General features: G+C 40.3%; 22 protein-coding genes and 1 pseudogene. 12 read left to right on the top strand and 11 right to left on the bottom strand.

Features of this window, described 5'->3' with window-relative positions:
- Window positions 1-5013: 5013 nt before the first annotated feature.
- From IPM34_13240 to IPM34_13275, 8 genes are all read right to left on the bottom strand, one after another.
- Window positions 5014-5331, bottom strand: a complete 318-nt coding sequence (locus IPM34_13240; GenBank protein ID MBK8956502.1) for a hypothetical protein — start codon at window positions 5329-5331, stop codon at window positions 5014-5016.
- Between the two features lie 1300 nt (window positions 5332-6631).
- Window positions 6632-6946: an ATP-binding protein gene (locus tag IPM34_13245; protein MBK8956503.1), complete on the bottom strand. Its 315-nt coding sequence runs from the start codon at window positions 6944-6946 to the stop codon at window positions 6632-6634.
- An 882-nt stretch (window positions 6947-7828) separates the two neighbouring features.
- On the bottom strand, window positions 7829-8101 hold the full coding sequence (locus IPM34_13250) for a hypothetical protein (GenBank protein MBK8956504.1): 273 nt from the start codon (window positions 8099-8101) through the stop codon (window positions 7829-7831).
- Window positions 8098-8253: a hypothetical protein gene (locus tag IPM34_13255; protein ID MBK8956505.1), complete on the bottom strand. Its 156-nt coding sequence runs from the start codon at window positions 8251-8253 to the stop codon at window positions 8098-8100. Before IPM34_13255 ends, IPM34_13250 begins: the two co-directional genes overlap by 4 nt.
- A complete protein-coding gene (locus IPM34_13260) occupies window positions 8250-8690 on the bottom strand; it encodes a hypothetical protein (GenBank protein ID MBK8956506.1) in 441 nt (146 codons plus the stop codon). Before IPM34_13260 ends, IPM34_13255 begins: the two co-directional genes overlap by 4 nt.
- Window positions 8680-9231 (bottom strand): hypothetical protein, encoded by a 552-nt coding sequence (locus tag IPM34_13265; protein MBK8956507.1) that lies wholly within the window; start codon window positions 9229-9231, stop codon window positions 8680-8682. The genes IPM34_13260 and IPM34_13265 overlap by 11 nt, the downstream gene beginning before the upstream one ends.
- A complete protein-coding gene (locus IPM34_13270; GenBank protein ID MBK8956508.1) occupies window positions 9197-9697 on the bottom strand; it encodes a caspase family protein in 501 nt (166 codons plus the stop codon). The genes IPM34_13265 and IPM34_13270 overlap by 35 nt, the downstream gene beginning before the upstream one ends.
- 452 nt (window positions 9698-10149) lie before the next feature.
- Window positions 10150-10347, bottom strand: coding sequence for a hypothetical protein (locus IPM34_13275; protein ID MBK8956509.1), 198 nt, complete (start codon window positions 10345-10347; stop codon window positions 10150-10152).
- A 515-nt stretch (window positions 10348-10862) separates the two neighbouring features.
- On the opposite strand from IPM34_13275, the gene IPM34_13280 reads away from it, so the two are divergent.
- The 6 genes from IPM34_13280 to tnpA all read left to right on the top strand — a co-directional run bounded on the left by IPM34_13280 (window position 10863) and on the right by tnpA (window position 14210).
- Window positions 10863-11738, top strand: a complete 876-nt coding sequence (locus tag IPM34_13280; protein MBK8956510.1) for a hypothetical protein — start codon at window positions 10863-10865, stop codon at window positions 11736-11738.
- Window positions 11732-12421, top strand: coding sequence for a hypothetical protein (locus IPM34_13285; GenBank protein ID MBK8956511.1), 690 nt, complete (start codon window positions 11732-11734; stop codon window positions 12419-12421). Before IPM34_13280 ends, IPM34_13285 begins: the two co-directional genes overlap by 7 nt.
- 10 nt (window positions 12422-12431) lie before the next feature.
- Window positions 12432-13022 carry a hypothetical protein gene (locus IPM34_13290; protein ID MBK8956512.1) on the top strand — a complete coding sequence of 197 codons (591 nt, stop codon included), beginning with the start codon at window positions 12432-12434 and terminating at the stop codon, window positions 13020-13022.
- 79 nt (window positions 13023-13101) lie between these two features.
- A complete protein-coding gene (locus IPM34_13295; GenBank protein MBK8956513.1) occupies window positions 13102-13476 on the top strand; it encodes a hypothetical protein in 375 nt (124 codons plus the stop codon).
- The gene (locus tag IPM34_13300; protein MBK8956514.1) at window positions 13448-13624 is read left to right on the top strand and encodes a hypothetical protein; all 177 of its coding nucleotides are present in this window, start codon (window positions 13448-13450) and stop codon (window positions 13622-13624) included. The genes IPM34_13295 and IPM34_13300 overlap by 29 nt, the downstream gene beginning before the upstream one ends.
- Before the next feature lie 247 nt (window positions 13625-13871).
- The gene (tnpA, locus tag IPM34_13305) at window positions 13872-14210 is read left to right on the top strand and encodes an IS200/IS605 family transposase (protein ID MBK8956515.1); all 339 of its coding nucleotides are present in this window, start codon (window positions 13872-13874) and stop codon (window positions 14208-14210) included.
- Between the two features lie 373 nt (window positions 14211-14583).
- Here tnpA and IPM34_13310 read toward each other — a convergent pair whose 3' ends face one another.
- The gene (locus IPM34_13310; GenBank protein ID MBK8956516.1) at window positions 14584-15057 is read right to left on the bottom strand and encodes a RagB/SusD family nutrient uptake outer membrane protein; all 474 of its coding nucleotides are present in this window, start codon (window positions 15055-15057) and stop codon (window positions 14584-14586) included.
- Between the two features lie 629 nt (window positions 15058-15686).
- Between IPM34_13310 and IPM34_13315 the strand changes: the two genes are divergently transcribed.
- The 5 genes and pseudogenes from IPM34_13315 (at window position 15687) to IPM34_13335 (ending at window position 21561) form a co-directional block, all read left to right on the top strand.
- Window positions 15687-16286 (top strand): TolC family protein, encoded by a 600-nt coding sequence (locus IPM34_13315; protein ID MBK8956517.1) that lies wholly within the window; start codon window positions 15687-15689, stop codon window positions 16284-16286.
- 68 nt (window positions 16287-16354) lie between these two features.
- Window positions 16355-16990, top strand: a complete 636-nt coding sequence (locus IPM34_13320; GenBank protein MBK8956518.1) for a TolC family protein — start codon at window positions 16355-16357, stop codon at window positions 16988-16990.
- Window positions 16991-16999: 9 nt separating this feature from the next.
- Window positions 17000-18109, top strand: a complete 1110-nt coding sequence (locus tag IPM34_13325; GenBank protein ID MBK8956519.1) for an efflux RND transporter periplasmic adaptor subunit — start codon at window positions 17000-17002, stop codon at window positions 18107-18109.
- A gap of 12 nt (window positions 18110-18121) precedes the next feature.
- Window positions 18122-21333 (top strand): annotated as a pseudogene (locus tag IPM34_13330) (efflux RND transporter permease subunit).
- Between the two features lie 30 nt (window positions 21334-21363).
- A complete protein-coding gene (locus IPM34_13335; GenBank protein ID MBK8956520.1) occupies window positions 21364-21561 on the top strand; it encodes a DUF2892 domain-containing protein in 198 nt (65 codons plus the stop codon).
- A gap of 391 nt (window positions 21562-21952) precedes the next feature.
- Here the strand turns inward: IPM34_13335 and IPM34_13340 are convergent, their stop codons facing one another.
- Entirely contained in the window at window positions 21953-22147 is a 195-nt protein-coding gene (locus tag IPM34_13340; GenBank protein ID MBK8956521.1) for a hypothetical protein, read from the bottom strand.
- Between the two features lie 14 nt (window positions 22148-22161).
- Window positions 22162-23358: a DEAD/DEAH box helicase gene (locus IPM34_13345; GenBank protein MBK8956522.1), complete on the bottom strand. Its 1197-nt coding sequence runs from the start codon at window positions 23356-23358 to the stop codon at window positions 22162-22164.
- Between the two features lie 1044 nt (window positions 23359-24402).
- On the opposite strand from IPM34_13345, the gene IPM34_13350 reads away from it, so the two are divergent.
- Window positions 24403-25530, top strand: a complete 1128-nt coding sequence (locus tag IPM34_13350; GenBank protein ID MBK8956523.1) for a hypothetical protein — start codon at window positions 24403-24405, stop codon at window positions 25528-25530.
- Window positions 25531-25532 lie beyond the last annotated feature (2 nt).

Consider the following 25532-nt stretch of genomic DNA (forward strand, 5'->3'; position numbering starts at 1 on the left):
TGATGATTGGTTTTTGCTATAAATGGCGTTATCCTGTCGAGATAAATGGGTCTTTCAATATTTGAATATTTGTCCATAGTTTTAACTATAATGCAAATATAATTATATAAGTTGTAATATTTTCCATCATAATGGAATGTTTTTGTTGGCTCAACCATTTGGATTTTCTATAAAATTCTTCACATTCAGTTTATTAGTTGACTGGTAGGAGCACCCATTTGCCTTCCCCATTCACGGCTGTTAAGGGGTATAACCGGGCAATGTCCGGAATACTTTGCAAGCAATCACATCAACAACCAAGCAAAGGGGATGCGAGTTGCTGGTTACCTGCCTGGTAACCAGACAGGTTCGTTGCTGGTTTGGCGACGCCTTTTTGTTGGGCTGAAGGGAACATACGGAATAGCAAACAAGTAAAGAACAATTTTCTCATCAGTTTGATTCCATTGGTTATCCTTGTACGGTATCCAAGGTAGCAACGTCGTACTTAGGAAAATGCTCCCACTCCGCGCTTTAAAGCCATCAGTTTCTCACGGATGGGGAGGAGTAGAGAGGGTACCAGAGGTGCCATTAAAAATCCAACTAAGGTGGCTTTTGGTTCCAGCCCCGGGCAGTTGCCTTAGCAAGCAGGTTGAGCGCTTTTCAGCTTGCTCGTTTGTGCATAAAAGCATGCCTGATAAAATAAGCCACCACGGTTCGTTTGCAAATTTATACTGACCGGATCCAATATAGCCTTCGCCTTCTCAGGCTGACCACCAATAGTGGAACAGGCAAACCCTCACATTTGGAAATGTATTTTCGAACGGTTCTCCTTCAGGCGCGTACTACCACATTCTGAATGAACAAAACATAATAAACTGCGGCTCTTATCCAACATTCCCATCAACCTCCCAGATTCACCCGGCCCCGAAATTTGTACCATTTTTCTTGGGACAGTTCAAAAGCCTTATCGGCATGGCCCTTGGTCGTCCATGCCCAAATCTGACGGTTGAGAGCCTTATCCCCTTCTAACCGACCAAGCTGCTTTCGCCTGCAGCGTGTCGATTTTACGAAGTAAAAAATAAATTTCGCCAATAAAGCCTTCAAATCCATCTGACTCACCATCCTCGGCTTTTCACTGGCGCTGATGGCATTGTCAATTCAATAAATCTGTGTACACGCAGGAGAAGTTGGCATAAATGCTTATCTTCTTCTAGGATGACTCTTCCCCTTTCAGCAGATAGTATTTTGCTCGTTCACTATTCCTTCAATCCCCAGAGGCATTTCCAATGTCGCTACATTCTTAGGCTTTATGGAACTGGGAGTCCTTTCCATTTCATAAAAACTTGCTAACAACCTAACTGTCTCCAGTACCCGCCCGAATCGGGCTTACCAATTTGCTCATACCCCACGAAATCCAGTTATAGGGTTTCAAAAGCTGGAATCAATTTCAATCGCTTTTATGATAATAAGTTGTTTTCTTGCCAAATGCGTCACGCCCCAAACTTATATAAAACCAAGGCCCATTGGTGAGGATTCTGCTTTATTAAAATAATTTATCCTTTTCCTCGATTTGAATGGATAGGTATATCCCATTTCCATATAAACAATAGAAGCACTACTGTCCATTTCCAGCGACTTCCCCAGCCACTTTCTCTTTTCGGATATAAGCCGCGTTTGTACCAACCTGGATAGATTTACCTACCGAAAAGTCATCGCCCTAAAAGTAATATTCCTTCGCTTTTAAATCGTGGTAGAGCATAGTGCTTTTCGCCCGGAAATTTCATTTTGCCCGTTGAAATAACCGGGTAAGTGGTCATATCGAACATGTTTGCCCATACATTTATCCAGGACATCAGGGGTCTGTCTTCAACGCTTTGTTGATGATGGTCTGCCCTCTTCAATAGGCGCCGCTGCCGGCTTCCGCTTCATAGTGCCAGCAAGGGCAAAGGGCTTCCTGTCGTTCGAACGGGCTTCTGAAATAGTCATCGGCGCTACGTGGGGTAAGGTTGAAGCAATTGCCCGCTGTCTAATGCCACCAGGAACTGGGCGTACAGCCGCTGTACTGCGTCGTATCGACTTCTTCCAACAAAGGCTCCCACACCCTTGTTTTCGATGTTCATGAAAGGGACGCTGCTGTTTTCCTGTTGGCCTTCACGCATAGCCAGTGCGTTGTTATTGACGCTAGTCAGCCGCAATATAGGGGCCGTTTACGAAGTGGCACCGGCTCTAAGGCGCTGCCGCGGCGCTCACTAGTCTTCGGAGTAGCGGCGCAGTTCCCGAAAGGTCCACGCGGTGGCGTCTGCCGTTTTGCAATCGGAGAGACCGTACAATGCATCTTCCAAATGGTAGGAAAAACAGCCACGGCCCCCCCCCCCTGCTCACCTTCGAGGGAATGCTCCTCTGGTTGGCAGCTCATTATCTTGATTTCGTTGGCAGCTGCTGCGAAAGCTGCATCGCCGATCACCTTCGTGCCCGTTCACGATACTGCCCGCCAACTTTCCCGCATGGCGAGCATCGGTGATAACGATGACTTGCACCCCGTTCCCTCGGATAGAGTGCCTTTGAGGATGACTGTAGGTAGTTCAGCGAGAACTCGCACAAGCGCCATAAACTGCGGGCGGAGAGTCATAGCCGAGGAGATACCCAGGTTAAACTTCGTGACCCGCTCCACGTCACCCTGTCCACTGAAATAGATGAAGGCTCGATCACGGCTTACTGGCCTCAGTGGGCCAGTCCAGCGACACAATCGTCAGGGCATTGGTGGCAGCTGCGTTTTCGAGCAAGACGATATTAGAGTCGGGCGGGTTACAGCCCTCGGTGAGCGCGGCCGCCTGGGCCAAACGCCGGTGCATCACGGTCGGCGTATTTCAAATCAGGAATAGCAGGGTCACGGTGATAGTCGGAGATACCAATGACGACGGCTTAGGTTTTAGATGTTAGTTGCTGGTTGTTAGATGTTAGTTCTGTCACCCCTTTGGATTGAGCAAAAGAACTAACATATGTTAGCTACTAATAAATGATTAACGATGATAATTCTCATTCAGTTTAGTTTTACGTGGTCGTTGAGATATATTTTTCATGAGAGCCTTCCACTCTGGAGTTTTACGCAAGGGCTCAGGTCTTCATCCTATTTAAAATTTCAGATGTTGCATTTTTATGAATAGCGTGCTCCACATATTTGATTGCTTCATTTGTGTAATTTTCGAAATCAATACATAGGACATTCAAGGTAAAAGCACCTAAATAATCCTGATCTAATTCAATAGCTTTTTGTAAAAATTTCTTAGTAGTTTTCAATTCACTCCATCTTAAAATAAACGATACCAAGATGTTTATTTGGGTTTGGGTTCTTAGAATTTAATGCGATCGATCCTTTAATGCCACTTCAGCTTCCTGAAATCTTTTCATTTTTACTATATAAAAATCCAAGATTGGACCAACAGGTGTGATTTGTTGAATCTAATGAAATTGACTTTAAATAAGCTTTTTCAAGATTCAAATATTTATTCATGTTACTATATAAAAATCAAGATTGGACCAACAAGTTGTAATTTAATGAATCTAATGAAGCTGACTTTAAATATGCATTTTCTGATTCCAAATATTTATTCATATTACTATATAATAACCAAAGATTCGACCAGGTTGTGACTGTTGAATCTAAAAATTGGGACTTAAAGGAAAAATAAGCGTTTTCTGATTCCAAATATTTATTCATATTACTATATAATAATCCAAGATTCGACCAGGTTGTAGCAACTGTTGAATCTAAGAAATTGCTTTCTGTAACTTTGTTTCAGACTTCTCAGGTTTGATTAAATCACTATAAACTAAACCTAGGTTAGACCAACTTTGTACATGCATTTGAATCTTTAGATAGGTACTTTAAATATATGCTCTCACTTCAATAAATCTTCATTATTCAAATACAATAGACCTAGATATGTCCGGGTGTACCTATACTTGAATCAAGGAAATTGCCTTTTAAAAAGCAACTTCGGCTAATTCAAAATTATTTAGAATTTTGGTAATTAAGGACTAAGTCAAGCCATGCTCATAGGTTTGCCAGAGATCTAAGGAAATTGCTATAAATTGCAGTTTCTGCTTGTTCATACTTTTCATTTCATTAATAAACTACCAAGTGAACTCCAAGTTGAAGCCTTAGTTGAATCCATGGAAAGAGCGTCTTCAATGCTTTTTGCTTCATTATGTCTTCCAATTGATGCCAAAACATATGAATATCCGACATACCAGCATGGGGAATAGAGGACCATTCCTTTTTAAATATTCATGATACAATTGGATTGCTTTCAAATTATTGATGGAGCCATCATGGAAGTAGAGCGGAGTGTGCTTCGAGATAAATCACATAGGGATGCAAAGGATCTATCAATCGTGCATCGTCTAGAAACTGTTTTGCTAATTTTAAATTACCTTTCCAATAAGCCCAAAGCCTACATTAGCTAATGGAAACACCCAATTTGGAGCAAGCTCCTTTGTCTTTTGATACATTGAATTACAGAATCTATTTCATTTAGAGTGTCCAAATACACTAAGCTCATTTGATGCCAAATAATTTGGAGAACTTGGCTCTCGATAAATTGCTTGTTTAAATTTTTGAAATACATTTGCTTGCTAAATTCTTATCCAAGTTTCTATTTGTTAGACTTAATAAAACTCCTTCAAATAAAAGTTTTCTTGAAATGAGAACCTGATACATGTAATGATTTTTCACCAAAAGTGGACTTGCCTTATCTAGCAATTTAGGAGTCGGTTCTAATCAGATATACTTGCCAATACATTCTAGTTGTTTTACATCGGCTTTCACCAAATATTAATAACTTACTGCGCATCATCCTGTAACGCTGCCACATAATTGCGTTTCATTGTTGAGTACAATCTTTCTAATTTTGGTTCTCTGATTAATTTTTCATAATAAGAATCTGGCAGGCATTCATAAGTTCCAAAAATAGCATATCCTTAAGAGCAGATTAAATAGTTTATAAATGATTCGAATGGAGGTATCTACCAATGCTAAAACTGTCTCCTCCATTCCTCTGGAATCAATAGGAGATAAAATGACATTTGATTAGATTTCCAGGTTTTAAGGAAGCCCGGCATTTTGGTATCCACAAAAGATAATGCATCAGTTCTTTGCTTAAGATCATTGGTACCTGACTCATACGGTGCGACTTCAGCGCTGACATGATCTTCTATATATCTTAGGCCTCCTAGAGGTTTACAATGAGAGTCATTGTTGTTGTCTGCCAGGCCATAAAGCGCATCCAATAAGGTGATAGCTAAATGCACCTCTACCTCCGCCCCATTGTTCCCCTTCGATGCTGTATTCATTCGGCTGACAGGAAAGTATTTTATTTCATTCGCGTATTGTTTAGCAAGATTGGCGCAGTAGTTTGAGATCCGCCGACAGTACTCCCGGCAAGTGCACCAGAGCGACAAGCATCAGTAATGACTACCACTTTTGCCTTGTTTGCGTTGATAGGGTAGAGATGATGTCCTGGAACATGGGAAGGGCTAATGCACCGCCTGCGAGATAAACTCTAGCAGGTGCATCCCAGCATAAAAGTAACCGGGTTGCGTCATGGTTTTCTTTTCAACATCCCCATGCCCGGAAAAATAAATAATTGCTTTATCCTGTTCTTTCCCCTACCTCCATCAACCAATCTAATGCAATGGCAAATTGTGCGACGGTTGCTTTTTTCATTTAAGAAGACTTTTAAAGTGGTCGGTGTCCAAATTTCCGCCAGCTTTGGATCTTAAAAAATTCGCAAAGGCCTCTGCATCCTTATCAGCGAAAGCGTAGGTCGGGGATGGCTTTGTCCTGGTAGTCGGAGATGCCGATGACGACGGCGTAGGTTTTAGAGGTTGGTTGCTGGTTGCCTGCCTGACCGGCAGACAGGTTCGTTGCTGGTTGTGTGACGCCTTTTTTGTTGGGCTGAAAGTTGCAGAACAAAACATATTGAAATGGCTATCAGTAATTGTAATCTCATAAATAATAAAATTTAACTCCTCAGTAAATCTTGGTTTTATAAATTCCCAATAAGGTATAATATGAATGGTATTACCATCTTGAATAACTTCCTTTTTTTGGTTAGCAGTTATCAGCCAACTTTCTTTCTTTCTCCCTGATTTCCCATCGCTTGTTGGAGTCCTGATAGTTCCCGGCGGTATGTGCTTTCTTCTGGGGTGTCAAAACACACATTCATCAAAAGTCCCCAAGCCAGAAAAAAATCAACCTCATGATCGCCCAACAAGTAAGCTGAAAGATACCTCGGCGTCGAAGTTCCATAAAAACCACATTTTCAAATACCCTTCTAAGATCTTCGCCAATGCTCATCGCATGTTTAAATGCAGGATCAACAGTGTATATTTTGCCGGGATTTACAGGCTTAACCCGTTTCGACTTACTGAATATTTCCACCCTAAATAGTGCAAAGGCTTCTTCCAAATAGGATATATACTCCAAATACCGTATTTTTTCCAACAGCATAACCCTGGGACTTCAAGTCATGAAATATTTTGGTGACGCTCATGGGATTCCCTACATTTGCTAATGTATATTTTAGAAGGTATTTTAGCAAGCTGGATTTTTAGTGAAAACGCTCTGTAAGATCCCTGAAAAGCATGAGATCTATATACTCGTTGATGGTACGTCGATGAAACGCTTCAGGCAAAAGACCAATTCAGGAAAACCACCCTGCAACAGGTACTTTCGCCAACCAATGTGCAAGCAAAGCTTTTGCCCTTTGGAACTGTAAGGATCAGCGTCTATCTTGTTGAATTTCATAAATTCGCGGAAACTCAATGGAAATACTTCAAAAGGCAGGGATCGACCCCGCAAAGAACTAGCCAATTCCCGACTCAGCAATTTAGAGGAAGAGCCTGTAATATATATCCGGCAGTTTTCCTGATCTGAAAGCCTGCGGAATAAACTTTTCCCATTGATCCACTACCTGCACTTCATCCAAAAAAAACCCAGACTTTTTCATCTTTAGCATTTGGATACATTTCGTAATAAACCTGTTACCAGATCATCCAGGTCTTCGAGTCGCAAAGAAACATCTGGTCATCTTCCAAATTGATATAAACTATTCGGTAAGCTGGAATCGTGTCGCGTAATCGCAAGATCAAGTCAAACAATACGCAGGTTTTACCCTGCTCTTCGAGCCCAATATGGATACGACCTTTGGAATATCTAATGGAATAATGAATTCACAGAGAAATTATGTCTTTTAATGGCTTCGATATGAAATCGGCTATTAACTGCTGAAATATTGCTTTTTTATTCATGTTTTATCCTTGTATGTAAGGACAAATTTGGCAATATTTGTCTTCTTTTGAAAGTGCAATCTGGTATATTTTAATATATTATTCATCCCGGACTAGAAACCCATGTTATACTGTTCAACATCCCCAAACCACTGGTGCCGGGAATCGCGGGAAATCCACATTGGTCCTGATGTCAGTATTGTGTTGATCAGGGCTGCCAGGATTCTGATAGTCAGAGACACCGATAGACACGCGAACACCTCACCCCGGCCCCCGCCATGTTGTCGGGCAGGCTCTCCACTGTGCGGAGAGGGAGTAGTTTGTGTAACGCCTTTGGTTTGGGCAGCAAGAGATACAATTGTATGCAATGCTACTATCTCGGATATGAATAATTTCCCCACAAAATTATTTTTTATAGTTACTAAAGTATGTTAGTTATCTTCTTGATTTCTACTATATACTTAATGCCAAAAGCATGAAGCGAAAGCAAATATTTTCAATTCAGTTTTTTATAAATTTATTTTTGAGTTATTTTTTTACACATTTAATACCTATTTCTTCAGGGCATCCGAAAATACCTTTGCACTAAAATGGCCCATTCAGGTTCATCTTTTATATTTATTAAATCGGGATCATTCAATGCATGTTGTATATTCGTAAACCCATTGTAAAAAGCCAGATCCAAATATTTTATAGCATCCTCAGACTTTCCACGCAGGGATTTCAAACAAGCATAATTGTATAATATCTGTGGATGCTTTTTATTGAGTCTGGTGGCTTCTGAAAAATATTTCTCTGCTTGTTCGTATTTCTTCTGGTGCATACTGATCATCCCTGCAGCATTGTGGGCAAGGCTGTTGTCGGGTTGGAGCCGGATCGCGTAATTTGCAATGCTTTTGCCCGCCCGGGATCTTCTTCCATATTCAACAGTGCAAGATTTACATAAGGCAAACTCCAGCTTGGCGCATACTCGACTGCATTCATAAAATTTTTCTCGCCAATTCTGTCTGACCTGACAATTGATAGTTTATTGCCAGTTCGTTAAAAATAAAGGATGCTTCATTTTCATAAGTCAAGGCTGCTTCAAGTTTAATACGGGCGGAATCGATATATGCTTTTTGTCCCAATGCCTGTGCTTTTAGGCGAAAAACCAGCCCTTCAAAATACAATTTTTTAGCGTTGTTCAAAGAAAACATGAAGTGTTTGGAGCCCATCAAATCTCCGGCTTTTTGAAGATATTTCGGGTATTTGAGGTAATCCTCAAAACCCCTGATCCTGTTGCTGATCTCATTTGCATCCACACTTAAATAGCTGTTTAATACTTGTTGAACTTCGTCCTGTAAGGCTGCAATGAGCCTCCTCTTAATTTCACCATGTAAACTTTTGAGTTCTTTGATCAAAACCAGTTGATCACAAATCATCACTGCGTTTTTTTTCAGGTGGCGACATCAGATGTCTTAAATTCAATACAACCAGATAGTCCTCCAGCACTCTTTGAAAACTATCAGGCAAACTTCGTCTTGTCAAAGGATCAAGAAGCAATTCTTCTGTGTCCAGGATGGATATAGCTGTTCGGTCTTCGTCATTGTTAATCCGGCTAAGAAATTGTAAATCCGTTTTAGAAAGGATGTGTTTGGTTTGACTGCAGGAAATGCTTAAAAATCCAGGAGCTGTTCCGGGCTGTGGTTTAATATTTTTAAAAAACCAGTCCATTTCTTTCAACTTCACAACTTTATCGCCGTTTTCATCAGCCATCCCTTTCAGGCCTTCAATCAGAAAGTTATTTAAACTGAATTTGGACTCCTTTTCGCTCCCATCGGCCTGGCTGTTTATTAATCCATCCACGTGGTTATAGTAAAAGGTATTTGGAATTTCAATTCTGCGCGCGCGAGGCCAATGCTTTACTATACCAACATCCGGATCGGATTCAAGAAAATGGATGGGAACAACATTCGTAAACAAGCAATGGTAAATTTTTTAATTCACTGGCCATCTCAATAAACTTTCCGAATAGATCAAACGAACCTGCATCTCGGATTTGGAGAGGGGTATCGTAAAAATAAATTTGTTGCGGAGGAGATGAACTCGATTTGGTCAGATAGCCATAACCTGAAAAATAAATAACAAGGGTATCGCCCACACCGACCTCATCAAATAAACGATCTAAAGCAAGGATGACCTGTCCGGCCGTGGCATAAGCATTTGTCAAAAGATACAGATCTTCTGATTTCAGCTTCATTCCGTTGCCTGACCTCAGGTACCCGGCGAATATTTCCGCATCCCGATGAGGCAGCTGAAGGTCTGGTATTTCCGGATCCTGGTAGTGTGAAATTCCGATGACCAAAGCTTTGGTGCGTGAAAAACACAGGCTATTTGAAGTTATCCAGAGTATAAAAATACCAACTGCATATAGAATTCTATTATTCATTGGAGTTTTTTCTATGTTGGTTTGGTGTAGCTCAATGCTGAGATGTCAGGGAATTAGAAATTGAAACGTTAGCAAAATCTACCCAACTCCTGAGCAATGCTTTATTAATTCCGCTCATCAGGCCCGGCTCCTTTGACAAGAAAAATGCATTTAGGAAGATCTCCTGTAAAGAAGTACTTCAAATATAAGAATTGTTATCGGCCTTTTACAATTAAATAATCTTAACTGCAATCAACAATTTAATTTTAAATTGGGGAGCATAGGTGCAGCACAGCCAGGCTGTTGATTGCTATGAAAAATTGCGGAGAAAATGACGCGGTCTAATTGGCCACTAAGAAAAAGGCATAGGTTCGCACCCATGCCTGCTTTTTCTAAGAATTCGAGATTAAATTGGAGTTCTGATTAGTTTAAAGCATAGGATTCAACTGCTTTCCCGGATTTTACCCTCAGTCTCATTTTTTGTCCGGTTGGCAATTTACTTCCATCAATGACCACATCGCCAGCATTGTTTTTTGAATGGCATCATCCAGGCCACTTACAAGAGCACCTTTTGCATTGAGAAATTCAAAACTCAGGTCTTGTCCGCGGTTTTTTCCTTTGAAGAGATTCCCGCTTACCAATCTGGTGGTTGGTTTCGTTCCCGGTTTCACTGCTGGCGCAGAAAAATAGATTCTGGGGCAACATTTCGCAATTGAACCTGTTCGAATTTCCAGAACTGTTGTCCGTGGGAGTCGTAGTTTTCGGTGGATCTTGTGGTGGGATTTTTACATCGTTTTCCAGACTTTGCGCAAGAAGACTGGTAGAAAAAGAACGCTTAAAGAAAGAATAATTTGTTTCATAATAAATATTTTAAAATGTGATAATTATAAGTATCCGATAATCTGCGAAAGTTATCAGAAAAATTGAAATTTCTTAATTTTTAGTTTATTCTATCAAATGTAGCAATTAAAATGTAGAAATGAATAACCAACTTGCGAGGATGTATTTATTTCTTCATATACCTAATCATTAAGGAAATGAGCTTTTTCAGGGGATCTTATTTCAATTTCTTTACACCAATTGATAACCAATTTCTTATTTTGGCACTTGCTTATGAATCCTGATGTACCGGATTTCGTAAAAACAGGTAGTAAAACGGTCCTTTAGGCCCAAATTTTATTGAATTATGAGTGGGAAATTGATGATCATATATTGTTTATTTGCGTGCTTATTGACGGCACAGGATCGAAGTATGGGTACCTTGCCACTGGTTCAAAACGACAAACCCAGTATTCGAAATGCAAGTGCCATTACCAATTCACCCCCGGAAGTCATTCTCGAAACCAAAGCGTACAAAGTTTGCGAAAGTTTTGGTGAAAAAAGGGATGCCGCCATTGCATTTTTATTGGGACACGAACTTACACATTATTACGAAAAACATTCCTGGAGACGGGAATTTATCTACGACTACCGGGACTTACCTATCGGCAAAGAACTGGCAGATTTGAGCGATGATGTGGTACATGAAACTGAAGCAGATTACATCGGCGGATTTCTTGCCTACTCTGCTGGATATGGTTTATTTGATCAGTCTTCTGATCTTATTCAAGAACTCTACAAAGCCTACAGGCTTCCCGACACCATAAGCGGATATCCTACCCTTCAGGATCGAAAAATTCTGAGTAAACGTTCAGCGGAAAAGTTATCGGATCTGGTCGATGTTTTTGAATCTGCCAATTTGTTGCATGCAACCGGTTACGATCTGCAAGCTCTGCAATTTTACAATCATGTTTTACAGCAATATGCAAGTCGCGAATTGTACAACAACCTGGGAGTCACAGCCCTTGTTTATGCCAGAAAATTATTTTCAGCATCAGAAATGAAATTCAGGTTTTTCCCTGAACTCGATCTCGAATCATCTATTCAAACACGAGGCGAAACCAATCAGGAATTGCGGTTAAAATACATCAGACAGTCGATATTACATTTTGATGCATCCATTTCCTTGACCCTGATTACGCACCGGCTTATTACAACAAAGCGATTGCTTATGCTTTGCTGAAAGATTTCGAAAGTGCAAGATTCTATGCCGGAAAGGAAGCTTTGCAAAGAACTGCCGGAGGTAAATTTGAAAAAACAGCCCAGGATATCAGCCTGCTATTGGCTACACTAGATGCCATGGAAGGCCAGACAGAAAAGGCAAAGGCAACATGGGAAGAACTTTCAAAAGCCGGTCATCTGGCTGCTCAGGTTAATCTCGATATCTTGAATAATGTTAAACAAAACCAACTTAAACAGCATAAATCCAGAACAAAAGAAACCGCTCATACCCATTTAAATGCAATAGAAAAGGCATTGATCATGGGCGATGACCTGCCCGTAGATACACTCATCAGCCAGGAAATTTCAGCAGATATAAAACTGCATAAGAACGGGACTACCAAAGAAAAAAGAGATCTAAAAATAATTGAGGTGAGCAGCGACTCGACTTATTCATACCTGATTTTTTATGAAGATCAGTCCGCCCAAAAATCAAATCAAAGTTCTTTTGCCGGAAAAATGGATCCTTTGTCCTCCGTACTTGAAAATTATGGTCAACCACACCATCTTGTTGAAACTCCTAACGGTCGTTTGTTAGTTTACCATGACCAGTTAAATTCAGGTCTGCCCAAAGGCAAAGTGATCGAAATAAATACAAAAAGTGGTAAAATCAACTATATTTATTTTAAACATGTTATAAATTAAAACCTATTATATGAAAACTTATTTTAGCTTATTTATTGTGTTCTTATTCAGCCTTTCTCTTGCTGCACAAGGAACGACTTCGCTCGTGGTTGTATCCGTACGTGGAAAAGTGAAATACGAATCATCAAACTACCAAAAACCCATAACGCTTCAACCAGGTGCTGTTATCACGACAGATGGATATGTGCATTTGGAAGAAGGAGATAAATTAACCTGCATGCACGGGGATCAGTTTTTCAACATTACCGGAAAGGGTAGAAAAAGCCTGAGTCGTGCCATCGGATTGATCAAACCAGGCACAGCCATTACTTTCGATGGCGAGTACAGTAAATTTGTAAAGGCGGCGGTCGAATTCAAAGCCATTGCAAGAGAAGCAGATGGATGGGGAGGGATCACAGATCCAAAAACATCCGGAGACGGTTGGGGCGGAATAACCCCCTCCCAAGGAAGCTGGCGATGGTTGGGGTGGAATCACACAACCAAAAACTTCCGGAGATGGTTGGGGTGGAATCACGCAACCGAAAACATCAGGCGATGGTTGGGGTGGAATTACCCAGCCAAAAACATCAGGAGACGGTTGGGGTGGAATTACACAACCTAAAACATCAGGAGACGGTTATGGTGGGATTACACAACCTAAAACTTCCGGAGATGGATTTGGAGATGGTGTAAAAGCAATTATGCCCAGGTTGCCTTATGGAAATCAGGTAGCAGATGTAGTCACATTTAGGTGGACAGGGCCATCAGACATTAAAGTTTACAGACTTGAAATTTTGGACAGCAAAGGAGAAGTCATTCATTCTCAAACTTGCAAGAAAACATATGCAGATATTGATCTGATCTCGCTGGAATTAAACATTGGAGAAACCTACACCTGGCAGGTGATGCCCGATGATCTGGAATCTACAGCCGATGCTCATAAAATTAAATTTATCATGACTTCCAAAAAAGGATCTGACTGCAGCCATGAGCAAGTCATCCAAAACAAAATTGGGTGCATCCAGCGATCCGGTTTTGAAAAACGTAATGCAGGCAGCTGCACTCGAGCTTTCTGAATATTACAACGAAGCCTTGTTAAAATACGAAAGCGCCTTGGAGGAAGATCCAAAAAATGAAATGGTTAAAATGCAGTACTCTGCATTTTTAATGCGCCTCAATTGGCCGGAAGCTTCACAAAACGTGATGAACGGTCAGAAGTTTTAAGAAGTTGAGTTAGCCTCAACAAATACAAAATCAATAACCCACAAACCCGGTCATACTTCCAAATGTATGGCCGGGTTTTTTTTGCATGCCAGTACGAGTTTTAAACCTACGAATTCACTTGGGTATACAGGCACTCTACCCACGAATGAATTCCGGGATTTCTGGGGTTTCGTTGGTTTCTGGGAGATTCGGTGTGGATTGAACAGAAAAATCGAAATCTTAGTTTTGAATTAAATAACAACACCCTATGACACACTCCAAAGTTAGACTCTGGACTCATGTAATCTGTTGCACTAAATATCGGTATCCTTGTATCTCTTTTAAAACAGAATCAATAGGGTATGCGCTCATCCGCAAAGAATTCATTAATTTGGGTTGTTATGTGGACATGATCAAAAGTATGCCGGATCATATTCATGTATTGTTTCTATTAAATCCTGGGATGTCCATCAGAGCGGTTATGAAACAAATAAAAGGTTTCGTTTCACACGCCATCAACCAGAACAAAATTATTCCACTTCCATTTGCTTGGTCTGTTGGATATGCAGCGTTCTCAGTCAGTGAATCCACTGTGCCCATCATCTGAGCCTATATAAAAAATCAAAAAAGCCCATCATAAAAAGAAAACAAGTGCATAAGAGTATAAGGAGTTTATGGAACCCGATAACCTTTTGTAAGTTAAAGCGGTAAAACATTAAAAAGGTTTGCTATGGGTTTTTTATTTCTAATCTACTAATACAGGTATGTTTCTTAAGACTAGCCTGAACATAAAATACAACTCATGAGGAGAGGAAGTATAACTCCCGAATTTTGCGTAATTGTAGGACATTCATTTATCACTTCTCTTTCTCTTGACGAAGAATCGCAATAAATGTGTCTCGCCACTAAATAGTTGACTACAAATAAAAATCCCGGAGGTGTTTATCAACCGGGATTTTCATTTCAATAGAAATTTCTACTTAATTCTCCGATGCCGGCCTTGGGAATTTATCCCAAACTTCATCTTCAGCACGGTCGATGGGCAAAGTGTTTAATTTATTGTACCTCCTTGCATCCACCCAACGGTGACATTCTCCATAAAGTGAATATCTTCTTTGCTTAAGCAACTCATTGATCAATACGTCTTTGTCGGATGCGCCACTGTAATTGCCCAGTCCGGCTGCATTGCGGATCTTGTTGATCATTCTCAATGCTTCAGTAGTCTGGCTCGTTTGGATGTAATATTCGGCTTGCAATAAAATCAACTCTTCATTTCTGATGATGGGAATGTTGTCGATATTCGTTTTGTAAACTGCAAAATCGTATTCTGAGGTCAATCCATTGGAGGTTGCAGCAGTATTTCTTTTACTTACTTTTGATAACCTCGTATCTCCTGCCTCTGCATCCGTCACAAAAGAAGGATGTGCCAGACGAACTTCTCCAGCTGCATTCAACGGATAAAATACTTCATTCAGTAAATCTCCTCCAGTTTTCGAAAAAATGTAATAAACACCGGTGTTGAAATCGCCGTTATCATCGAGAAAACTTGCATCAAGCGCACTGTTTAGCGCATTCCCGTTTTCCCTGTAGGCATTTACACGTGCAGCCAGGCTAAAGTTGAATTTTGGAAATGATGCCGGAGTCTCAAATCCGGAAAATCCTCTTCCAAAATTATAACTGCTTCATAATTGGTAAATTTTGGATTAGAAATTCATATAAGATAGCGGTATTGTTAATTATTTTATAATTCACGGTAATATTTTCAAGACATTCCTGTCCGGGTTATCTATCCCAAATCGCTTATCTGAATTGAGTCTTTACCGGATGTGATGGGTGCCCGTTATCGTTTTAAACTCCGAAACCCTTCCGAAGCAAGGCGATAATGCCTTACGAAAGACTATTCACAACTGCCCTCGTCAAAAATTCCTGGTAAAAAATTAGAAAAGCCGCAGCTCTCATTTCAAAATGAAGACAAACTTTAGAATTATCCTCAACCTTGCCTGGTTGTGCTCAATTCTTGAAATGTAACCCAGGTCACAATCTTAGCGAATAGTACCTGATACCTTTGCATAAAATTTACGGCATGTTGAGATTTTACATTTCTGTTTTAGGAGTCTTCGGAAGTCTGATGGCTTTCGGTCAACAACCCTTGACGCTGCACGAGGCTGTCGAAAAAACCCTTCGACAAAACAAACAAGTCAACATTAAAATGCTGGAAAATGAACTGGCTTCGTCTGATCTAAGCAAGCTAAACTCAGCCTTTCTTCCTCAGGTACAGATCAAACACCAGCACATGCTAACAAACGATCCGCTGAATGCTTTTGGTTTTAAATTACAACAATCCGGGATCAGACAGGAAGATTTTCAGCCGGAATTGCTGAACAACCCGGAAATCACTCACCATTCCAATACCAAATTCTCACTTCAACAGGCTGTACTCAGTTATGATCTCATCAGTCTGAAAAAAAGTCTCAAATCAAGATTGTTGGCAACGAAATATTCTACATCCAGAATACAGGATCAACTCTCCTTTGAGATAAAAAATGCATTTGCAGATTTACAATATATCTATGCTGCATTGAAAGTAAATCAAATGGCCCTGGCGACCTTCAGGGAAAACGAACACGTCGTCAGACAATTATTGCAACAAGGGCTTGCAAAAAAACTGACCTGCTTTCCATAGAAACAGAAATTTCAAGGGCAAAACTCGATTCCGCAAAACTTCAACATTCGATCGCCAATCTCTCTGCCGTGATTGCTTTTCTGACAGGAGATCCGCCGTCAACGACTTATATTCCTGTTAACGAACTCATACGCGACACACGCTCATCCGATCTCGAAAATTTAACTGACAGGGCTGACTTTAAAGCCATGCAAGCAGCTATATCCTCCCGGATATATTCAAAAAAATCTGTAGAACAGGGCATCATCCCCAAAATTGGAATTTTTGGCGAGTTTAACGTTTACGACAATTCTCCGCTTGGTTTGGGAAACAACGCATATCTGGCAGGTATTCAGTTGCAATGGGATCTGTTCAATGGAAATGCAAGAAATTATGAAGCCAAAAAACAAAAAATTGAAATTGAAAAAGCGAAAGCCGAAATGGATCTCGCCTTAGATCAGGCACAACTGGAAATCAATCAAGCAGCCAACGAATGGATGCTGAGCCTGGAAGAAATCTCTGTTTCAGAAAAAGTTGTAACACTTGCTGAAGAAAACAGAAAAATCATTTCGGACAGATTCAAACAGGGTCTTGAAAAAGTGACAGATGTGCTCAATGCAGATTTGGTTTATTTTGATAAGAAACTAAAAGTGATGGAGAGTATCTCCAGGCATAATAAAATGATATATAAACTTGAATTTTTAAAAGCGTCCAATAAAAATTAAACTTGAAATATGAAAATACATACCATACTCGCAGTCTTCGTTATAGGGATCGTTGCATCTTGTGGCAAAAAAAACCCGCAGACCTCAGATCCTCAAGATCAGGAAATCATAGAAATCCAGATTTCAAAACCTGCAATTGATTCTGCATCAAACGCAGGGGACTTTGAAGTCAACGGTCGCCTCGAATCTTACAAATCATCTCAAATCAGTTCGCGGGTCATGGGAAATGTGAACCAGGTATACATCCGTGAAGGACAGAAAGTGAGGCAAGGGCAGTTGCTCATGCAAATAAAAGCTACTGATCTGATGGCACAGAAAGCGGGTTTGGAATCCAACCTCTCCGAAGCAAATTCATCATTTGAGCTTGCTCAAAAAAATTACCACCGTTTTAAAAAATTACATGAGCAATCGAGTGCAACCGATTTTGAATTGGATCAGGCTCAGCAAGTTTATGATGCATCCCGAAACCGGCTGGAACAAACCAAACAATCATTGATCCAGATTCAAATCATGATCCGGGAAGCTCAGGTGCTTAGCCCTTTTGATGGAACAGTGACTGCTGTTTTTGCGGAAGCGGGTACGCTTGCACATCCGGGTATGCCTTTGCTGACGATCGAAACCAGCCATAATCTGATTCTAAAAGCAAATGTTCCTGAATCCGAAATCCAAAATATAGACAAGCAAAAAGAAGTGGTCATACAGTTGCAAAGTAACGGTGAAAAATGTATGGGAAAAATAGCACAACTCAATCCATCTTCACAATTCAGTGGGAGTCAATACGAAATTGAAATCAAACCCGATCCTAAAAGCATTATAAATATGAATTGGAAAGCGGGGATGTTTGCAAATGCAAAAATTCAGCGCTTACAAGGTAAACAATCAATTCAAAAAGATCAAAACCAACTGATCATACCTAAAAAAGCACTCATTGAGAAAGGCCAGCTTTATGGCGTGTTTACCGTATCCGATGATCAAAGAGCTATTTTGAGATGGGTTCGAATTGGAAAGGATTTTGGAGATCGCATAGAAATTGTCTCAGGATTGAAGCAAAATGAGAGTTATATCACAGAAGCCGACAGCAGATTATATAATGGTGCCCCTGTTCGCATCAAACAATAAATTTAATAAATTATGAAACCAAATACGAATCAGGGTATCTCAGGGCGGATTGCGGATGTTTTTATAAAATCCAAATTAACGATCCTGCTCATGCTGGTATTTCTTGCCATTGGAATTTATTCAACAATGCTCATTCCCAGGGAAGAGGAACCTCAAATTAAAATTCCTATTGCAGATCTTTTCGTTTCTTATCCCGGAGCCAATCCAAAAGAAGTAGAATCCAGAGTCGTTCAACCCCTTGAAAAAATGATTTCGAACATCAAGGGAGTTGAATACGTGTATTCGACTTCCATGAATGGACAAGCCATGTTGGTGGTGCAATATTATGTCGGTGAAGATATTGAACGGTCTATAGTAAAATTATACGATGAGATCAATAAAAATGCAGACAAAATGCCGATGGGGGTCAGCATGCCTTTAATCAAAACCAGATCCATCGATGATGTTCCCATGATGTCACTTACGCTCTGGAGCACAACACAGGATGATTATCAAATCAAACGAATTGGCCAGGAGCTGGCGAATGAAATTAAAAAAATAAACGAAGTTGCACAGATCCAACTGATCGGAGGAAGAGACCGGCAATTGTCTGTAATACTCGATAAAGACAAGTTAGCCGCACATGGTTTAGACATTGCAATGCTTGCTCAAAACATCAGACAAAACAATGTTCAGACGCAGAGCGGAACCATGACGAATCATGATCAGGAAATTGCCATTGAAACCAGAAACTTTCTAAGCTCTAAAGAGGATGTTGAAAATATCATTGTGGGTACGTTTTCAAACAAGCCGGTCTATTTGCACCAGGTTGCTACAGTTGCCGACGGGCCTGAAGTTTCCGAAGATTATGTGAGTTTTGGTTTTGGAAAGGCAAGCATGGACAAAAAAGCTTTATTCAAATCTGAATATCCTGCAGTTACGCTTGCTATCTCAAAGAAAAAAGGTTCAGATGCGATGTCCATTTCGACACTAATTCAGGAAAAAGTTCAGGACCTCAAGAAAACACTGATCTCAGATGACATACAAGTGACCGAAACCAGAAATTACGGTGCATCCGCATCAGAAAAAGTTTCTGAACTCCTGATGCACCTTGGAATCGCAATTCTTGCAGTAACGCTGTTGGTCATGATTGCAATGGGCTGGCGAGGAGGATTGGTCGTTTTTCTTTCAGTGCCAACCACTTTTGCACTCACACTATTCGCCTATTATTTCATGGATTACACCCTGAACAGGATCACTTTGTTTGCATTGGTCTTTGTTGTGGGCATCGTCGTCGATGACAGTATTATCATTGCTGAAAATATGCACCGGCATTTTAAAAATAAAATCCTGCCGTTTCATCAAGCTGCACTTTATGCCATTAACGAAGTCGGAAACCCAACCATATTGGCGACTTTTACAGTAATCGCTGCGATACTTCCCATGGCATTTGTTTCGGGGCTTATGGGTCCTTACATGAGTCCGATGCCCGTAGGTGCATCAATTGCCATGCTTTTTTCACTGGTAATCGCTTTAACCATCACACCATATTTGGGTTATATTTTTTTGAAAGAATCAGATAAGGGCGAAGCTAAACCCAGTTCAGAGGTCATCGAAATGCATCACAATAAAATTTATAAACTGTATCATAAATTTTTATTGCCCCTCCTGAATTCAAGAATGAAAAGATATGTGTTTTTATTGAGTACAGCCCTGATCCTCATGTTGTCCATGCTGGCTTTTGTTTTTAAAGGGGTGGCTGTGAAAATGCTTCCATTCGACAATAAAAATGAATTTCAGGTAGTCATCGATATGCCTGAGGGAAGTACTTTAGAAAGAACTTCAGCTGTTGCAAGAGAATTATCGCAATATCTATCGGAACAATCAGAAGTATTATTTTACCAATCATACGTGGGTACTTCATCTCCGATAACATTCAACGGTTTGGTCAGACATTACGATGTACGAAAAGGCTCTCATGTTGGTGACATCCAGGTTAATCTAACCCCAAGCATGACCGAACAGAACAAAGCCATGATCTGGCTAAAAAATACAGACCGGGACTTCAGGAAATTGCCAAAAAGTACAACGCCAATGTAAAAGTGGTCGAAGTACCTCCGGGACCTCCGGTACTGAGTACAATTGTCGCAGAAATTTACGGAGATGATTACGACAAACAAATTGATATCGCAAATCAGGCTAAAAAATTAATCAGTGAGACTCCCGATGTTGTAGATGTGGATTGGTATGTAGAAGAAGAGCAAAAAAAGATCTCGTTTGAAATAGATAAAACAAAAGCGATGTTGTATGGTGTCACGCCTGCTCACATCGTTCAAACCATGCAAATGGCACTTGGATCTCCCGTAATTTCAAGCATGTATGATCCGAAATCCATACAAGCGGTTGGAATTGTACTCAGACTCAACGATCATCAAAAAACAAGTGTGAATGATCTTAAAAGTATACCGGTCGTAAATCAACAAGGTAAAATTATTCCGGTTGGAGATTTAATTACCATTAAAGAAAATAAGCAGGATGTAAACATCTACCGTAAAAATCAAAAACGGGTCGTGTATGTAGTCGCCGATATGGCAGGTGATTTGGAAAGCCCGGTATATGCCATATTAGACATTTCTGAAAAACTAAAATCCATCGATTTGCCCAAAGGTTATACGCTACAAGAGAGTTTTTACGAACAACCTAAAGACGAAAGCAATTTTACCCTGAAGTGGGATGGTGAATGGCAGATCACTTACGAAGTATTCAGAGATCTGGGCATTGCATTCGCCGTTGTCATCTTCGTAATTTATTTACTCATCGTCGGATGGTTCCAGAATTTCAAAGTTCCGGTCATCATGATGACGGCCATTCCGTTGAGTCTGATTGGTATTGTAGCGGGACACTGGCTTATGGGCGCATATTTTACGGCCACTTCGATGATTGGCTTCATTGCCCTTGCGGGAGTCATGGTCCGGAATTCTGTTTTGTTAATAGACTTTGTAAATATTCGACTGCGGGATGGGATTCCTCTAAAAGAATCCATTCTCGAAGCAGGGGCTGTCCGTACAACGCCGATTTTATTAACAGCCGGTGCAGTCGCCATCGGTGCTGTGGTAATCCTTTTCGATCCCATATTTCAAGGTCTGGCCATCTCTCTGATCGGCGGAACCATTGCCTCGACTGTACTTACACTTATCGTTGTTCCACTACTCTACTACATGATTGAAAAAAGAAATTACAAATAAAAAATACATAATCCTTAATTAAATAAAATTATGAACAGAACACAAATTATTCGACTCTTTGCAGGATCACTGGTGCTTTTATCTGTAAGTCTTGCACATTTTGTACATCCCCACTGGATCTACCTCGCTGTATTTGTAGGATTGAATTTATTTCAATCTGCGCTTACCAAATGGTGCTTACTGGAAGATATACTGAAGAAATTAAATGTGAAAGGGGAATGTGAATGAGTGAAAAGCTGAAAGCGAAAAGCTGAAAGCTTTGGTCGAATGCCATTGATTTGACAATCTTATTTTAACTAACAAACATTTGTTAGTCCTGTCAACGAATAAGCTTGTAGGCTTTTAGGCTTTTAGGCTTTTAGGCTTTTAGGCTTTTAGGCTTTTAGGCTTTTAGGCTTTTAGTCCCGATAAAATAAAGCTAACTTTTTCTTTACTAAAATATTATGCAGTTTTATCGGGATTTAGGCTTTTAGGGTGGGGGAATTGAATTCAGCGAAAAAGCTTGAAGTGAAAAGCCTAAAGCGAAAAGCTTAAAGCGAAAAGCCTAAAGATATATTTCGATTCCATTGATAGAACTCTCTTCCCTAAACTAACGAACGTATGTTAGTCCCATCAACTATCAACTATCAACTACACGAGCCCCACGCCAAGCACGCAACTCCAACTGCCAACTGCCAACTGCCAACTCTGCCAACTTCTTACTGCCAACTGCCAACAACTGCCAACTGCTTACTGCCAACTGCCAACTGCCAACTGCTAACTCCAACTGCCAACTGCCCCCTACTGCCAACTCCAACTGCCAACTGCCAACCACTCCCTACTGCCCCCCTATCCCACAAACGTATACGCCTTGCCGCTTTTTCCGGCTCGTCCTGTCCGTCCAATGCGGTGAATGTAACTGTCGAGGTTCTTGGGTTCCTGGAAATTAATCACATGGCTGACATCGGTAATATCCAATCCACGTGCTGCTACATCGGTCGCAACCAAGACCTGAATTTTCTCCAGTTTGAATGCTTCCAAAGTTCGTATGCGTTGGTTCTGGGATTTATTGCCATGGATATCATCAGCCCTGATCCCAGAGATCCTTAGTTTCGCAGTTAACCGCTTTACCAAATGCTTGGTCTCTGCAAATACCATCACTTTGACAAATGATTTATCTTTAAGCATTTTAATCAACACATCTACTTTGCTTTCTCCAGGTTTGACTGCAACAATTTCCTGATCGACAAGATCGCTTGAAGCATTTCCGGAATAAAGTCTGACTTCTACTGGATTGTTAAGTAAACTATTCATTAAAGATCGCTGTGCATCATCTTCAGTAGCTGAAAACAAAATAGTCTGCTTTCGATTGGTCATTTTACCAACCAACGCCATGACTTCTTTTGAAAATCCCATATCGAGCAATCTGTCAAATTCATCGAGTACCAGACAGCTAAAATTTTGCAAATTCAATTTTCGCTGCATAACCAGGTCTGCAATCCTTCCTGGAGTACCGATAATGGTATGCACAGGCCGCTTTAATTTTTGAATATCCGCTTCAACTGAAGTACCCCCAATTAAACAATGACTAAACAACTTTAATCCGGAGCAAAGCGTCTTGTACTCGGCTTCAATCTGCAAAGCAAGCTCGCGTGTCGGTGTAATGATTAATATCTGTCCGGGGTTATCGCCATTCATTACATTATGCAATAGTGGCACCAGAAAAGCTGCTGTTTTACCAGTTCCGGTTTTAGCTATTCCCAGAAAATCCAGACCATTTAAGATGGGTTCAAGTGCTTTTTCCTGAATTTCTGTAGGATGCGTATATTTTTTTCGAATCAGGTTTCTGATCAATGCATCATCGACCGGCAAATCGGCAATGGCTCGGGTGGCAGTATAACTTCTTGCTTTTTCGGGATTGGATTTCTTTTCAAAATGGACCGGATCAACAGACTTTATGCGTGTTTGCTTCTTTCGGTTTCCGCCATTTGCACGTTGTGGACGCGATTCTTTTCTAACAGAGTGGAGTACGGTTGTACTGTTCATATATGGATTATAAAATGTATAAACACCTGAAACCTGGCAAATAATCTGCAGAAATGCCAAACAACAGGTTGTTGAGTGTTAATAAAAATTAAATTAGTGGAACTTAAATAAAGGGAAATCCTCGACGGGAATGCGCTTAATTGGAAATTCTACTACGCAGATTGCGGTGCAAAGATAATCTTTTATTACAAATCAAACTTTAAAAAATAATAGGAATGGAGTCCCGACATGAAATAGCTGAAATGGAAATACCTCACCTCTATGTCAGGAGGAGCAAAGTGCAAGGAGCAAGGAGTGAAGAGCAAAGAGGATGGCGTATAGTTAATGGAGCAAGAGCTTAAAGCTCAAAGCAAAAAGCAAGAAAGGCTGAAGGTATAAAGGGAAGAAGGCATGAGGACGGAGAATGGAGAATAGATGATGGAGAATGGAGAATATTGCGAAACTTCTTGCTGACTACAGCCTACAGACTCCTGACTAAAGAAGAATGCATAATGATGTATAGAGCAAAGAGGTAAGATTATAGGGCAAAATAAATGGATAAAAAGTGAATACAAGCGTTAGAAAGCTCAAGAGCGAGCATTTACGCTATTTTAAAGGCTCTCTATAATAAATGTTTTGTAAGCTACATAGATCTTTAAATTTTCATTTGATTCAATTTATTCGGAAACAAAACCCCTAAGGGGTGGCAATATATTAACAGGCTAAATATTAAATAAACATGAGATAATTTAATTTTGGGGAACTAAAAATTAGTTGCCGAACTTTCCAAAACGTCAAAACGTCAAAACGTCAAAACGTCAAAACGTCAAAACGTCAAAACGTCAAAACGTCAAAACGTCAAAACGTCAAAACGTCAAAACGTCAAAACGTCAAAACGTCAAAACGTCAAAACGTCAAAACGTCAAAACGTCAAAACGTCAAAACGTCAAAACGTCAAAACGTCAAAACGTCAAAACGTCAAAACGTAAAACGTCTATTTTCCCAACAGGATCGAATTACGTTCAGAAAAATTTTTAACTTGCCAATTCAATTATAATCTCATTCATGAATGTAAACATCGCATTCAAAAATCAATTTAAGCAAGAGCCCCTTATGACCTACAAAGCTCCTGGACGCGTCAACATCATAGGGGAACACACCGATTACAATGCAGGATTTTGTCTACCTGCTGCCATAGATCAATCTGTATTTTTTGCGCTCAGTGCTTCAAACGAAACCAGGATTCATTCTTTTAACCAAAATGACAGTTGGTATCCTGGACAAACCAAAAACCAACCAGACTGGGCCGTATATTTTAATGGCGTATTGCAATTATTAAAAGAAAAAGGATATTCGTGGCCCTATTTTAATCTTGGCTTCGGTGGTGATCTTGTCATCGGCGCCGGATTGTCCTCATCTTCCGCTTTAACCTGTGGATTTATAAGCATCCTTGATGAATTTTCATCGTGGAATTTGTCTATTGAGCAGCTTACGAAATTTGCCGTTCAGGCAGAAAAAGCTTCAGGAGTTGATGGCGGAATGATGGATCACATATCGATCATGCATGGCAAAAAGGACCATGCACTTTGCATCGACTGCATGGATTGGAGTTTTCAATACATCCCCGTTGTCATGGATCATTACAAATGGCTCGTCGCTGATACAAAAGTTAAACATCATCTCATCCATACAGATTACAACAGTCGGTCAGCGGCTTGTAAAAAGCTGAATGAAATCATTCATTCCATTTATCCGGATAAATATTTTATTTCACAGCTATCCTTCTCCGAACTCCAACAATTGAAATCTCAAATCAGCCCAAGGCAATTTGAAATGGCTTTTTTTATTCTGGAAGAAAATATCCGGGTGCAAAACATGGCTATAGCCTTACAGGAACATAATACCAATCTGGCTTGTTCCATTCTTTTCGATGGCCATGAAGGCTTGAGAAGTTTATATAAGGTTAGTTGTCAGGAACTCGATTTTATGGTTAATTTTTCAAAATACTCCGGTCTCCAAACCGGAGCCAGAATGGTCGGTGGCGGATTTGGTGGTTGCACCTTACACCTGGTACCGTCACCAATGATCAATTCTTACAGTTCCGGATTAAGCAATGCTTTTAAAAATAAATTTGGGTACGAACCCCATTGTTTTGAAGCTCAATTCGGAGATGGAGTAAAGCGATTGGAATAAAT

This window comes from Saprospiraceae bacterium (assembly GCA_016716185.1).
Lineage (GTDB): Bacteria > Bacteroidota > Bacteroidia > Chitinophagales > Saprospiraceae > Vicinibacter.

What these genes read in the sequence shown, in the direction of transcription:
- IPM34_13240 (MBK8956502.1), bottom strand. Translation starts at nt 5,331, where the DNA reads ATGAATACAGCATCGAAGGGGAACAATGGGGCGGAGGTAGAGGTGCAT.
- IPM34_13250 (MBK8956504.1), bottom strand. Translation starts at nt 8,101, where the DNA reads ATGATCAGTATGCACCAGAAGAAATACGAACAAGCAGAGAAATATTTT.
- IPM34_13255 (MBK8956505.1), bottom strand. Translation starts at nt 8,253, where the DNA reads ATGAATGCAGTCGAGTATGCGCCAAGCTGGAGTTTGCCTTATGTAAAT.
- IPM34_13260 (MBK8956506.1), bottom strand. Translation starts at nt 8,690, where the DNA reads ATGATTTGTGATCAACTGGTTTTGATCAAAGAACTCAAAAGTTTACAT.
- IPM34_13270 (MBK8956508.1), bottom strand. Translation starts at nt 9,697, where the DNA reads ATGAATAATAGAATTCTATATGCAGTTGGTATTTTTATACTCTGGATA.
- IPM34_13280 (MBK8956510.1), top strand. Translation starts at nt 10,863, where the DNA reads ATGAGTGGGAAATTGATGATCATATATTGTTTATTTGCGTGCTTATTG.
- IPM34_13290 (MBK8956512.1), top strand. Translation starts at nt 12,432, where the DNA reads ATGAAAACTTATTTTAGCTTATTTATTGTGTTCTTATTCAGCCTTTCT.
- IPM34_13295 (MBK8956513.1), top strand. Translation starts at nt 13,102, where the DNA reads ATGCCCAGGTTGCCTTATGGAAATCAGGTAGCAGATGTAGTCACATTT.
- IPM34_13300 (MBK8956514.1), top strand. Translation starts at nt 13,448, where the DNA reads ATGCAGGCAGCTGCACTCGAGCTTTCTGAATATTACAACGAAGCCTTG.
- tnpA (MBK8956515.1), top strand. Translation starts at nt 13,872, where the DNA reads ATGACACACTCCAAAGTTAGACTCTGGACTCATGTAATCTGTTGCACT.
- IPM34_13315 (MBK8956517.1), top strand. Translation starts at nt 15,687, where the DNA reads ATGTTGAGATTTTACATTTCTGTTTTAGGAGTCTTCGGAAGTCTGATG.
- IPM34_13325 (MBK8956519.1), top strand. Translation starts at nt 17,000, where the DNA reads ATGAAAATACATACCATACTCGCAGTCTTCGTTATAGGGATCGTTGCA.
- IPM34_13335 (MBK8956520.1), top strand. Translation starts at nt 21,364, where the DNA reads ATGAACAGAACACAAATTATTCGACTCTTTGCAGGATCACTGGTGCTT.
- IPM34_13345 (MBK8956522.1), bottom strand. Translation starts at nt 23,358, where the DNA reads ATGAACAGTACAACCGTACTCCACTCTGTTAGAAAAGAATCGCGTCCA.
- IPM34_13350 (MBK8956523.1), top strand. Translation starts at nt 24,403, where the DNA reads ATGAATGTAAACATCGCATTCAAAAATCAATTTAAGCAAGAGCCCCTT.